Genomic DNA, 13,060 nt, shown 5'->3' on the forward strand with positions numbered 1-13,060 from the left:
GGGGCGCCCCCGTTAACCTTATTTCCCATTGTAACAAAAAAAAACCGCGCGCACTTTTCGTACCCCCGCGGGGGGGGGGGGCCCGGGTTGCGGCCCCCCGGGGGCCCCTCCCACGTCCGCGCCCTGTCCTGCTTCCACTCTGTCCTGCTCTGTCCCCGCCCCGCCCTGTCCTGGCGACCGGGGGCTCCGAGAGCCATGCCTGCGTCCCGCTGCCGGGCTCCTACGAGTCGAGAACCTGGCCGTCACGACGTACGACGGGCTTCTCCACACTCCACGGGAAGTTGATCCACTGATCGGTCTTCTTCCACACGTACTCGCATTTCACGAGCGATTGCGGCTTCTCGTAGATGACCGCGCTGCGCACCTCGGCCACATGGTCGATACAGAAATCACGCACCAGCTTCAGCGTCTTGCCGGTATCGGCGACGTCATCGGCGATCAGGACCTTCTTGCGCGTGAAGTCGATGGCGTTGGGAACGGGCGCCAGCATCACGGGCATGTCCAGGGTGGTCCCCACCCCGGTGTAGAACTCCACGTTCACCAGGTGGATGTTCTTGCAGTCCAGGGCGTACGCCAGACCGCCGGCGACGAAGACTCCACCCCGCGCGATGCTCAGCACGACGTCCGGCTCGTAGCCGTCGTCGGCGACCGTCTGCGCCAGTTCACGCACGGCGTGCCCGAAGGCGTCGTACGTCAGATTCTCCCGCATCTCACCAGCCATGCCGTATCACACCTGAGTCCGATGGAAATTCATGAAGGAACGCGAAGCGGTCGGCCCGCGCTGACCCTGATAACGCGATCCGTACCGCTCGGATCCGTACGGGAATTCGGAGGACGAGGTCAGCCGGAACATGCACAGCTGCCCGATCTTCATTCCCGGCCAGAGCTTTATCGGCAACGTCGCCAGATTCGACAGCTCAAGGGTGACATGACCGGAGAAACCGGGGTCGATGAACCCGGCGGTGGAATGCGTCACCAGCCCCAGCCGCCCGAGCGAGCTCTTCCCCTCCAGCCGCGACGCGAGATCGTCGGGGAGCGAGATGACCTCGTACGTCGAGGCCAGGACGAACTCCCCGGGGTGCAGGATGAACGCCTCGTCACCGTCCGGCTCGACCTGACGTGTCAGATCCACCTGCTCGACGGCGGGATCGATATGCGGATAGCGGTGGTTCTCGAACACCCGGAAGTAGCGGTCAAGCCGCACATCGATGCTCGAGGGCTGCACCATCGAAGCGTCGAACGGGTCAATGCGAACCCGCCCGGCATCGATCTCGGCCCGGAGGTCCTTATCTGAGAGAAGCACGCACCGAGGATACGCAGAACGCGCGAGCCGACCCCAACCGGACCGCCCCGCGCGCCTGCGTCACCGCTCTAGCGCTCCTCGAACGCCACCGGAACGGCCTGCCGCAACCGAGCACAGCGCGGACAGCGGATCAGCCGCCCGGGCCCGATCCGCTCGGACCCGAGCTGCTGCATCGGGAACGAAGAGGCGGTAAACACGTGCCCTGCGGCACAGCGGACGACGGTGCGCTCCATCGACTCCATCAAGTCCCTTCCCCAACCAGCCTTGGACGAGACCGCCACATTAGGGGATGAACAGGACGCCACTCCAGGCGGCACTCCGCCCACCCACGCTACGCCCCCAACTCCCGCGGCCGACAGCCGCGTCCACCCCCCGGAACGCCGGACGGACCCCGCGGCGAACGCACCGGGGGTCTGCGATGGGGTACAGTGTGGAACGATGCACAGCCGGTCACCGGCGCGCTTCGCGGGTGTAGTTTAATGGTAGAACATGAGCTTCCCAAGCTCAGAGCGCGAGTTCGATTCTCGTCACCCGCTCCATAAAAAAGCCCCAGGCCAGCGGCCCGGGGCTTTGCTGTTGTCTAGACCTCTTGAGGGGCGGCGTGCCCTTCGCGTGACCCAAGTCGCCCACATCGATCCACAGCCGAAGGGGCAGATGGCGTCCAGATCGCAGCGCGACAACTAAGGCCGGAGTACGCGTCCGTGAAATCGATGACGATGAAGGCCAGCGGTTGTTGCGGATCGTCCGCCGCGGCACAGGGTCAGTGGTGACCTGGCGCCGGGCCCAGATGGTGCTGCTGTCCGCGCAGAGCATGCCCGTGGTGAAGATTGCCGAGGTTACGTTCACCAGTGCGGACTGGGTCCGGGACGTGATCCACAATCTCGACACCGACGGGTTCGCATCGCTCTACCCGAAGTACAGAGGCGGCCGGCCAAAGACGTTCATCCTGCCCGAGCGCCGGGAGATCAAGAAGATCGCCAAGTCCAAACCAGCCGAGCATAATCTGCCCTTCTCGACCTGGAGTCTGGTCAAGCTGGCCGACTTCCTGGTCGCCGAGGGGGTGATCGACGACATCAGCCACGAGGGCCAGCGCATCCTGCTCCGCGAGGAAGGCGCCTCCTTTCAACGCGTGAAGACCTGGAAGACCTCGAAAGACCCGGACTACGCGCAGAAGAAGGCCCGTGTCGAGCACCTCTACGCCATCGCCGACGGCGAGGTCATACCCGAGGACGGCGAGCCCGAGATCATCTTCTGCATGGATGAATTCGGCCCGCTCAACCTCCAGCCCCACCCCGGACGCCAGTGGGCCGAACTCGGTGGCCGGCACAAGGCCCCCCCGGCCGCGGCGGCGGGCGACCTACACCCGCCCGCACGGAGTCCGACACCTGTTCGCCGCCTACGACCTGGGTAAAGACCAGCTCTATGGTCACATCAAGAAAACCAAGAACCGCGCGAAGTTCCTGGAGCTCTGCCGCTACCTGCGCTCCTTGCACCCAGCGACGGTGCGAATCGCCATCATCTGCGACAACTACTCCCCGCACCTGACCACGAAGCGGTGCCAACGGGTCGCGACGTGGGCGGACGCGAACAACGTCGAGATCGCCTACACCCCGACGTACTCCTCCTGGCTCAACCGCATCGAAGCGCAGTTCACCGCCCTGCGCTACTTCACCCTCGACGGCACCGACCACGCCAGCCACAAGGAGCAGGGCAGCATGATCCGCCGTTACATCATCTGGCGAAAACACCACACCCGCGACCAGCAACTGCGAACCGTAGTCAACCAGGCCAACGTCGCCTGAAGCGGCGCTAGAGCGGGACTACCCGGACTCGCACCGCGAGCTCGGTTCCGACCTGGCGCGCGATCGTAGCCACCAGCTCCTCAACCCTGGGCTCGTCTGATGTGCCGTGAACCGTGGCCTGAAGGCCGGGCATTTCCCATGCGAACTCAATCTCCATGCCCTCGACAGCGATCCGGTAGTCGCCATCGCCAGCCACCGGCACCGCCCCCCAGCCCCTTGGCTGAAGCACATCCGGACACCTATCCCAGCGCACCGGCCCGAGGAAATCGTCGTCATCGGTCGCAAGCAAGTACTCAAGCACACCAACAGCATGTCAGCCTGACAGGGCGAAGGTTGCTTGATGCGGCACTAGCTCGGCGGTGAACGCCGCGCCCATGGATCCCGGGTGCAAGACAGTCATGACGGTCACTGGCTGCCTCCGGCAAAATGCGACGTGCGGTGTTCCTCATCAACATGATCCGCTGCCGTAGAGCAGCAACGGCGGAGGACTCGGCACCTGGCTCGGACGAGCCGGTCGCCGGTAATGCAAAAGTTCGCCTGCCTCGTGTTGGTCCCTAACGACAAACCAAGGACACGGCGTGGCAGCCCTGTCCATGCAGCTCGTCTCACGCGCAAGCCGCGTCATGGGTACCGTGCTGGAGACGAACTCTGTACGGACAGACCGGCGATCGCGCCGGATCGTCCGGCGGCCGGGAGGTGTCCTGATGCTGGAGGAAGCCGAGGAGATCGGCAAGCGCGTCCGCAGGGCGAGGCTGCGGTTGGGTATGCCGCAGGCCGACCTGGCGACGGCCCTGGGGAAGTCGCAGGGCTGGGTCTCGAAGATGGAACGTGGCCTGATCGAGCTCGACCGGGTCGGGCTACTCAACCAGGTGGCCGCAGAGCTGCACGTCCATCCGAACGACCTGATCGGGCGCCCGTACAGCAGCTCCCCCGACGACAACCAGTGGCAGGTTGCCGCCTCGTCGATCCTGCGCGAGCTGCGCCGCTACGACCTCGTCCCCGTCTTCGACGGGGCTCCGCGGCCCGCATCACAGCTGTGGCATGAGGTAACCCGGCTGCACCGCCTGCGGGACACCGCCTCCAACGTGGCGATTCTCCGGGTTCTCCCGGACCTGTTCCGCGAGGCGCGTGCCCTGGCGGAAGAGTCGGAGGGGCACGAGCGGGAGGAGGCGTATGCCATCTACGCCGTGTGCTGCAAGTTCGCACACACCGCCGCCCACTCCCTGGGCCACCCCGAACTGGTTGCCATGGCCTGCGAGCGGGCCGCATGGTCAGCCAGGTTGTCGGGAGATCCGGTGCTGCCCGCCGTCGCCGACTGGATGAGGGTCTGGGACATGTGGGCAACGGCTGACTGGGCCGACGCTCTGACGCTCTCGGACAAGGCGATCACCTCGGTGGAGCAGGAGTACGACCGTGGCGAGCCGCTGGCCGTGCGGGCCTGGGGCACGCTGCAGCTACGGGCCGCGGTCTCTGCCGCCCGAGCCGGCCGCGCCTCGGAGGCCGAGGACCGGATCGGACACGCGAAGGCTGCTGCCGAGCGCATGGACGCGTATGTCGGGGCACCGGTGTACGACCGGCATTCGCTGACGTTCTCCGCCGGGAACGTACAGATCCACGCGATCAGCGTGGCCCTGGAAATGGGCAAGCAGGGGAAGGCGCTGGAAATAAACCGCCGTACCAGCCCGGGACTGGTGGGTTCGCTGCCCAACTCCCGTCAGGGACACCACCACATGGATGTCGCGCGAGCCTGGTTGTGGGATGGGAACCGGGGAAAGGCCCTGACCGAGTTGGAGACGGCTGAGCGGATCGCGCCCCAGCTCGTACGGAACCACCCCATCGCCCGCTCGACGCTTCGCAGCATCGTCTACGCGGAACGAGCAGCCACGCGGGAGAAGCTGCGGCGCATGTCCGACCGCTTTCACCTGGACGGATAGGGGTCGTATTCCTCCGGCTCATATTCGAGGGTTGCCCTGTCCCTAACTTCAGGGCATGACGCGACGACGTTCTCCCCACCTTCCCTCGCAGGGATACGAATTAGGTACCGCAGCTCCCTTCGTTCCCCGGCTTGGCGACCTCGCCACCGACAGCGCCCGCGAGGACCGTGTGGGGGTCGTGGTCGCTCTCCCCGGTGAGGGCTCCGCCACGACCTACCACCTGCGCCCGCCCGGGGGCGGGACCCAGTGGTCCGCGCCCGCCGACGGGAGGACGCTCAGGCCCGTGCCGGTGCAGGCCACCCACGCCACGCTGCTGGCCGGCCAGGACGCGGTCTACGACCCGAGGGCCCGGCAAGGCTCGGTCCCCGTCGAGTTCCACTTCGATGAAGGGACGACCCTCGACGGCGCGCTCATCCTCACCACGGCGGAGCTGGAGCGGTTGTACGCGCAGACCAGCCGTCTCTTGGATGCACACGAACGCGCCCTCGGCGGCACCTCGTGACCGGGGCGCGGCGCCGCCATGCCCGAATCGCCGCGTCCACAACCGCACGGGCCGACCACGGGTGCCGAATCGCGCTCACGTTCCTGGCCGTCGCCGGCCTGGTCGGCCCGGCCTGGGCACTGCGTGAGCACGCCGCCCCGCTCCTTGAAGGAGCCGTCCATCGCTCCACCGCCGACGCACCGGACGCGAGCCTGCCCTCCGACCGCTGAGGCCGCTCCCTGCACCGCCGCCGTCTGCCCGTGCTCGACCACCGGAGCCTCCCACGCTGCTCTCTCGTCGAGCGGCGCTGAAGAACCGCCCCGCCCAGCGCGGCTTCGGCTGCCCGGGGCGGGACGGCCTGCACCTCGTCAGCCATCTGGAACATCCACGCGTGATTCCCCAGGGAGGGATCATGGACATCCCGTACATCGTCATCGACCAGCTCGTCCCCGACCAGCAGCAGGTCTGGAAGACGTACTTCGGCGACGCCGACCGCCCCCGCTACGTCGAGGAAGGCATCTGGCGCCGCACCCAGGAGAAGGCCACCGCCGGCCAGTCCGGCTGGGCGGCCTCCCACGACGCACGGCGGCGGATCATCCACTACCGCTACCGGTACGGACTGGTGCCCACCACGGCTGCGCCGGCCATCGGCTTGACCGACCTGTACCTCTATCACTCCGCGTCCGCCCCGGCCGACGAGGTCGCCGCGCACCACGACGCCCTGTGCGATTCGCTCGCCGCTGGCGGCTGGAGGGAGGCTCCCGGTGGATTCTTATGGACCCGACGGGATCTGAAGTGCCGGATCACCGAGCACGAGGTCCACCCCCAGGACGCCTCTGCGGGCCGCACCCTCCCAGCCGGCTACCGGAGCCTGGACGTGCAGATCGCCTCTGTGTCCTACGCACCGCCGCCCGCTGTCCGGCAACTGCCGTGGAACGTGCTCTCCACCGGAATCCGGTTCAAAGACCGCCCCGGCACGCCGACCCACGTACCGGACCTATCCGCCCTCGCGAACCTGCGACCGTTCCAGGTGGGGATCGGATGCGGTACGTCGGTCGAGGCGGGCATCCCGCCCCTGCACCGGCTCCACGAGATCTACCGGGTCACCGACCGCCAGGGCCACGAGCCGCGGGAACACCGCTTCACCCTCTCCCCGACAGCGGACACACTCCTCCATGAGGTGCTGACGGAGCCGGAGGAGAAGACGGCGGAATTCGTAGAGATGTTCCGTGCCTGCTTCTTGGCCGAGCCGACCCCAGCCATGTGGGCACTGAAGGAACTGAAGGACGCCGGGCACCTCGTCGGTCCGGTCATCACCAACAACTTCGACGTGCTCGCCGCGCGGGCCGGGCTCGACGAGTGCTTCATGCGCCGCTACGACCAAGCCGTACCCGACGTCGAGTGGGTCGACGGTGCCAAGGCACTCCTCGTTGTCGGCCTGCACGCCGACCGACGCAAGGTCCAGGCTCGCGCTCGTGCTCGCGGCATGCAGATCGTCTACCTGGACCCGGAGGGCTTCTGGCACGACGGCCAGTTCATGCCGTACCCGCTGGAGGGGCCTCAGGACAGTGACCTGGTGTGCCGGGCAACCGCCGCTGAGGCGTTGCCCGCACTGGTCAATCTCCTGAAGCAGCACACTGGTTGATTCACCTGCACGAAGAGGGTTGCGCCGGGTGGTGGCGCTAGCGTGACGCACCCGGCCGGCCCGGACTCCTCGGGCGGTCGAAAGGCTAGGAAAGGAGCGTCGACCCATGCGCGTATCCGTCATCGGCTGCGGTCACCTGGGCATCCCCCACGCCGCTGCCATGGCCGAGATCGGCCACGAGGTCATCGGCGTGGACCTGGACCAGGCGAAGATCGACCGCCTCAACGCCGGCGAGTGCCCCATCTACGAGGACGGCCTGCCCGAACTCCTCGCCACCCACACCGCCACTGGACGCCTGCGGTTCACCACCAGCCTCGAAGAGGCGGCCGAGTTCGCGGACGTCCACTTCCTCGCCGTGGGTACGCCGATCGACGCGGACGGACGCAGCTACGACACCGGACAGGTCTTCGGCGCCGCCCGCGCCCTCGCCCCGCACCTAACCCGCCCGGCAGTGGTCATCGGCAAGTCCACGGTCACCGTCGGCACCTCACGCGACCTCGGCGCACTCCTCGCGCGTCTCTCCCCGGCGGGTGAAGACGTGGAGGTCGTCTGGAACCCGGAGTTCCTCCGCGAGGGCCACGCCATCGACGACACCCTGCGACCCGAACGGATCGTCGTCGGCGTCCCCTCGGCCCGCGCGGAGGACGCCGTACGCCAGGTTTACGCACCTCTCCTGGCGAACGGGATCCCGCTGTTCGTCACCGACCCCGCGACCGCCGAACTCATCAAGGGCGCCGCCAACGCCTACCTCGGCATGAAGATCTCCTTCATCAACGGCGTCGCCGACATGTGCACCACCGCCGGAGCCGACGTCCAGCAGCTCACCGAGGCCATCGGCCTCGACCCCCGTATCGGCCGCGGCGGCCTCAACGCCGGACCCGGCTACGGAGGCGGGTGCCTCCCGAAGGATGTCCGCGCCTTCACCGCCTCCGCCCGCACCCTGGGTGCCGCCGAGGCAGCGACCATGCTGCGCGCGGCGGAGGAGGTCAACGAATCCCGCCCCACTGCAGCGCTGAAGCTCATCGAGCAGACGCTCGGCCGACCCGTCGACGGCGCACGCATCACCGTCTGGGGCGCTTCCTTCAAGGCCGGAACCGACGACGTCCGCGAATCCCCGGCCCTGGCGATCGCCGCCCTCATGCACCAGCGCGGCGCCACCGTCACCGTCCACGACCCACACGCCGTGCCCACCGCGCTGCGCCGGCACCCGGAGCTCGACTACGCCGAAGCCCTCGACAACTCCGTCCAGGGCGCCCAACTAATCATCCTGGCCACCGAGTGGCCCCACTTCCGAGAGGCCGACCCCAAGGCCCTCGCCCCACTGGTCGCGGACCCGGTCCTCGTCGACCTCCGCAACCTCATCGACGCCGACGCCTGGCGCATGGCCGGATGGACCGTACGCCAGCTCGGACGACCCGCACAGGAATAACCGAACCCATCAAATCGGAGGTCCGCCGTGGACACCCTGTGGGACAACATCGAGAAGCTCTCCGCCGTCTGCCGAGCGGCCGGCGCCCACCTGCCCGACGAGGAGCTCAAAGCCCTCCAGGTCGGCAAGGTCGCAGAGGAAGCCGGCGAGGCGATGCATGCCCTCCACGGCCTGAAGGGCCTCACCACCTGCGGCGACGACCACGCCTGGTCCGAAGTCCAGAACGACCTGGTCGGCGCTGTCATTGCAGCCCTCCTGGCCATGCACTACATCGACCCCACGGGCACCCGCGCCACCTTCGACGAAGTTCTCCACCACCGCACACGTAGGGGCCGTAAGGCCGCCGCATCTGCCTGACAATCTCCGGACCCGCCGTCGGCCGCTCCCACCAGGTGCGGTCGACGGCCATGTTCGGGCACGACCCACGCAGTGCCCGTCTTCAGCGTGGTAGATCTTTCCCTACTTCATCAAGGCACCCGGCTTTGGTTGCGCCCGCGCTCCTGCCTCCGGCCCGCTCGGCGCTGCCGCCGCCGACGCGCGCCCACGAGAGATAGGCCCGGAGGGCATGAGACGAGAACCAAGCCCGCGGCTTCAAGATGATGCCTCCGGCGGGGCGCTCAGACTCCGGGATGGGAGGGGCGCCGTACGCGAGTGCCAGCGGATTCGTGGTGAGCTTTGTGGGCTCCCATCCCGACCACCTTCGACCCAGGCAGAGCCGAGCAGTCGCGGCCCAGGGCGTCAGAGCTCCGGCGATGCGGACTGGACATCGCCCTTAAGCGAGTGCTCGACCTTCAAGGCGTCACGTGCAAGCCTGAGAACAAACGAACTGGCACATCGTCGTCCGTGAAGATAAATAGGGACGCCCGAACCGACCCACATCACTACAGGGTGAGCTTCCACAAAATCCTGGTTGCAGAGGAAGCACCGCCGATCCGCCGAAGGATAGAGATGGGCGCCGGGGGTGACCACCGACATTCTTGTCCTCTCAGTTCAGATGTTGCCAACATGAGGCTTTGGGCCACCGTTTTGCTATGTAGAGCGACGCTTCTTTCTAGCCACTTCGCGCTTGATATAAAATGTCAACAGGGTGAGCAAACCAAAATGAGAAATCAGCACACTAGAAACCACTAACGCCTCACCCATCCATTCTGACCCTCTTCCTTCATCATCCATCACGGGGATCCATAGGTAGAGTCCGCAAACAGCGATCAGCCAGTTCCCTGTCTCCTCCGGGCGGCGCCCTGCGCGCAACTCAAAGAAGATCGTAAGCGTCATCCAAGAGATAAAAATGTACAGGCTTCCTACAGTAAGGACGGGACTAAGATCCGTGTAATTTTTTACGTAACGCACCTGATAGGGCCACTCATACACCAGCAGGCTAGCAAGCAGAAAAAGGGGGCAAGTCTGAAGTATGAACCGCGCGACCCGCTTTGCCCGGTGCTCGTGACGAAATAGCAGCTCTGCCCATCCCTCGAAGAGCGGGTTGGGTACATTGTTGGGATCAAGGCCGTCCAGCGCCCGAGAAACTGCGGCAAATGCTTCCTCTAGCGTGAATTCCCGCAGCCGCATGCCGGTCGAGTCGATGTAAGACTCAATCGCGGAGATAAAATCAGGGATAGCCCCCGAATTCAGAAGGGAGGCTTGAGGGATACTTACGCGCTTGACGACACCCTTGGCGTTTTCGAGCGCAGCCGTCAGGTTTACCCAATAAAGTTTCCTCATTTCGAGATCATAGACAATACCCACAACGGGGATCTTGCTATTTTTCCAGTCCTCGTAATGATCCTCGATCGGAATACTATAGCCCTTGGCGCGCTTATATTTCCTACCGGACTTCACCTGGATAGCGAGAACGTGCCCGGTTCGGCGCCCGTCTCTCGTCAGGAGGACATGCAAATCCTCGCCGTGGTCATTACCGCCTTCGATCTCTTGGACAATGTGGTTATGATCTTCTAGCAGCGTCCGAACAGCGTTCACGCCAGCTCGCTCGATGCGGCGGTTTGGCCTAACCCGTGCCATGCTCCCCCCAAGGTCGCATCCACGATAACGACGGTCTGGTCTGGGAAGTTGCGATCTCCGAAACTCCTCGGAGACTAGTTGGGCGGGGCCGCCCGCTGCCCGGGACCGACCGGGGCGTCCCGCTCTTGTTGCGGTCGTCGCCAAGTATCGACCTGCACTCTTGAGGTGGTCGTCAGCGACCGTGCGGTACAGCAACCGCCGCAACCCCAGCTGATCTATCTCAGTCACCACCGTTGCCGCGACCAGGTCGAGTGACCTCAGTGACCCTCGTGACTGTAGTTCGTGTCAAGTGGCAACTCGACTGCCTTGTCAGTGCCGCCTTCTAGAGTGACCCCATCACCGGAGTCACCCTGGGGGATGTGTGTCCACCTGGCTTCTGAGCTGCACCCCGAAAAAGTTTGACCTTGAAGGGCACCGCCGCGACGGCCACGTTCTGAGCTCGCGGACCGTAGTTCGCTACGTGAGTGAGCTGGCGGCCGGCGATGAGTTCGTGATGTGGGTGGGTGGCCCTCACGCCGGAGGGGTCGCATACGGTCGCTTCACCGGTCCCGCAGTGGAGGTCCGTAGGTCGGCCGCTCGACCGCCCGCCCTCCCTCAGGCTGGTTCTGAGCGGCTGAGCATGCTGCACGCTGGCGGCCATGGCAAAACGTCACACCACATGCACACCGCTGGCCCACCGTGAACCCACCTGCCTACACTGGCCGGTTACCCCAGCTGCCCCATTCCCACTGCTACGCGGTTCCTGACCCAATGAGGTGTTCGTGTCACTGATTCCCAGCGGCCTCCCTGAGTCGCACAGGGGCATCGCGCAAGAAGCCGACCGCATCCACGAGAGTGCGTTGTGGAGTGCTCAAGGACAGTTCGAGCAGGCCAAGTTGTGGCGGCTCATCAACCTAATGCTCGGTGTCCCGGCAGCAGCGCTTGCCGCTATCTCTGGCGGAACTGCCCTCGGTGGCAACCTCGGTATCTGGCCCGGGGTGTTGGCCCTTATCTCGGCCGCGTTCAGCGCCACCCTGACCACCGTGAACGCGTCGCGTCGTATGACACAGGCGCAGGCGTCGGCGAACGCCTACCTTCAGTTGCAGACAGCCGCCCGACAGTTTCTCGCGATCGACCTGGTCGATATGAGCCGCGAGGACGCGCGAGACACGTTGCGCAACCTCACCAACACTCGGGATGAGCTCAACAAGACGTCAGACCCACCGGGCCGCCTGGCCTACAAAAAGTCCAGCAAGAACATCAGCGGCGGTGGCCAGAGCTACGCCACGGACGAGGGAGAGTAAAAATGGCAACGACCACCGTGGCCGCGTTCAACGAGTTCGACCTCGAGACGAAGCCCTCATCTGCCACCCGGACCAAGGTCTACGGACGCCGAGATGCAGTCGTGAACGTCATAAAGGCAGCATTTCCTGCCGGTAACGACATCCGCTATCAGTCCCACAAGATCATCGGCTCGCTCGGGCGGAACACCGCTTGCAATCCTGTCGATGACATTGACCTCATGGTCCATATGCATGTCGACCAGGACTTGTGGAACCGAAGATACCGAGAAAACTCCTCCGAGTTTCTGTATCGGGTGCGGAAGGTGCTTAAGGAAAACTCGCCCGTACGCAAGGTTGGCGCTCGTGGTCAGGCTGTGCGGTTCTTCTACGCCGACGGCTTGAGCGTGGACGTGGCTCCGGTCGAAAAATACACAAGTGGCGATTTCGGCATCCCTGATGGTGCGGGTAACAACTGGTTGACCACCAATCCCAATAAACACGAGACATACCTCGACGATCGCAACAACGCCTTGGGCGGTAACCTCAAGAGAGTCATCCGGTTCGCCAAGAAATGGAATAAGGCACACAGCTCGCGTCTCTCCTCCTTCCATCTTGAGATGTTGGTTGTGCGGACGTACGGAACTCTGGGAAACAACTCAAGGGCAGCGCTGCGATTGTTCTTCGACTACAACCTTTACAATCTCTCCGTACAGGACCCCGCCGGGTTTAGCGGCGACCTTTCCACCTACTTGAGTTGGGCGAGCAAGGATGCCGCAAATGACAGCCTGAAGAGTGCTCGGGATAGAGCGGACTTGGCATTGGCCGCTGAGAAACGGGGCGACCACCGTGAAGCTATCCGTCTCTGGCGGATCATCCTGGGCAATGACTTCCCTACGTATGGGTGACAACTCCCGCATCGCTCTTTACGGCAACCTGCATGACCTCCAGCGACCGGACTCTCCAGAGCTACTGATCAGAAGGTCTCTGACATCCGCTGCTGAAATCAACCGCGCCGGACAGGGGCGTACATGGGCACCTATGCCATCGCTGTCGGACGTCAGCAGGGCGACCGGTTTCGGCTGGCGCAGTGCGACCTCGGCGACAGTGATTCCTAACCTCGAAGTGTGGGGGGGGGGGGCCGGGCGCGGGGGGGGGGCGGGGGCCACGGAAGAGGGGGTAAACCAA

At 65.1% G+C, this 13,060-nt stretch carries 11 protein-coding genes, 1 tRNA gene and 1 pseudogene; 9 read left to right on the forward strand and 4 right to left on the reverse strand.

Translation table 11 applies throughout. The annotated features are described in order from the left end of the window. Positions 1–220 precede the first annotated feature (220 nt). Positions 221–721, reverse strand: coding sequence for a phosphoribosyltransferase (locus ACFVS9_RS33835; RefSeq protein WP_389938790.1), 501 nt, complete (start codon positions 719–721; stop codon positions 221–223). A gap of 6 nt (positions 722–727) precedes the next feature. After that, positions 728–1,303: a dCTP deaminase gene (dcd, locus tag ACFVS9_RS33840; RefSeq protein WP_099173424.1), complete on the reverse strand. Its 576-nt coding sequence runs from the start codon at positions 1,301–1,303 to the stop codon at positions 728–730. A gap of 465 nt (positions 1,304–1,768) precedes the next feature. Here dcd and ACFVS9_RS33845 point away from each other — a divergent pair. Next, positions 1,769–1,842 (forward strand) — tRNA-Gly (locus tag ACFVS9_RS33845). 191 nt (positions 1,843–2,033) lie between these two features. After that, positions 2,034–3,105 (forward strand): annotated as a pseudogene (locus ACFVS9_RS33850) (IS630 family transposase). 7 nt (positions 3,106–3,112) lie between these two features. Here ACFVS9_RS33850 and ACFVS9_RS33855 read toward each other — a convergent pair. Continuing rightward, positions 3,113–3,406 carry a hypothetical protein gene (locus tag ACFVS9_RS33855; RefSeq protein ID WP_389938793.1) on the reverse strand — a complete coding sequence of 98 codons (294 nt, stop codon included), beginning with the start codon at positions 3,404–3,406 and terminating at the stop codon, positions 3,113–3,115. Positions 3,407–3,809: 403 nt separating this feature from the next. On the opposite strand from ACFVS9_RS33855, the gene ACFVS9_RS33860 reads away from it, so the two are divergent. The 5 genes from ACFVS9_RS33860 (at position 3,810) to ACFVS9_RS33880 (ending at position 8,951) form a co-directional block, all read left to right on the forward strand. Then, positions 3,810–5,039, forward strand: a complete 1,230-nt coding sequence (locus ACFVS9_RS33860) for a helix-turn-helix domain-containing protein (protein ID WP_389938813.1) — start codon at positions 3,810–3,812, stop codon at positions 5,037–5,039. Between the two features lie 178 nt (positions 5,040–5,217). Further along, on the forward strand, positions 5,218–5,541 hold the full coding sequence (locus ACFVS9_RS33865) for a hypothetical protein (protein ID WP_389938796.1): 324 nt from the start codon (positions 5,218–5,220) through the stop codon (positions 5,539–5,541). Positions 5,542–5,932: 391 nt separating this feature from the next. Beyond that, a complete protein-coding gene (locus ACFVS9_RS33870; RefSeq protein WP_389938799.1) occupies positions 5,933–7,165 on the forward strand; it encodes a hypothetical protein in 1,233 nt (410 codons plus the stop codon). A 106-nt stretch (positions 7,166–7,271) separates the two neighbouring features. Next, entirely contained in the window at positions 7,272–8,594 is a 1,323-nt protein-coding gene (locus tag ACFVS9_RS33875; RefSeq protein ID WP_389938802.1) for a UDP-glucose dehydrogenase family protein, read from the forward strand. 27 nt (positions 8,595–8,621) lie between these two features. Further along, the gene (locus ACFVS9_RS33880) at positions 8,622–8,951 is read left to right on the forward strand and encodes a MazG-like family protein (protein ID WP_389938804.1); all 330 of its coding nucleotides are present in this window, start codon (positions 8,622–8,624) and stop codon (positions 8,949–8,951) included. A 672-nt stretch (positions 8,952–9,623) separates the two neighbouring features. Here ACFVS9_RS33880 and ACFVS9_RS33885 read toward each other — a convergent pair. After that, entirely contained in the window at positions 9,624–10,571 is a 948-nt protein-coding gene (locus ACFVS9_RS33885; protein ID WP_389938807.1) for a DUF4365 domain-containing protein, read from the reverse strand. 803 nt (positions 10,572–11,374) lie between these two features. Here ACFVS9_RS33885 and ACFVS9_RS33890 point away from each other — a divergent pair. Together ACFVS9_RS33890 and ACFVS9_RS33895 are read left to right on the forward strand one after the other, a co-directional pair. After that, positions 11,375–11,896: an SLATT domain-containing protein gene (locus ACFVS9_RS33890; protein WP_109917026.1), complete on the forward strand. Its 522-nt coding sequence runs from the start codon at positions 11,375–11,377 to the stop codon at positions 11,894–11,896. A gap of 2 nt (positions 11,897–11,898) precedes the next feature. After that, positions 11,899–12,780, forward strand: a complete 882-nt coding sequence (locus ACFVS9_RS33895) for a hypothetical protein (protein WP_389938810.1) — start codon at positions 11,899–11,901, stop codon at positions 12,778–12,780. The last annotated feature ends 280 nt before the right edge of the window (positions 12,781–13,060 follow it).

It is taken from the genome of Streptomyces sp. NPDC058008 (assembly GCF_042886395.1).
Taxonomy (GTDB): Bacteria; Actinomycetota; Actinomycetes; order Streptomycetales; family Streptomycetaceae; genus Streptomyces.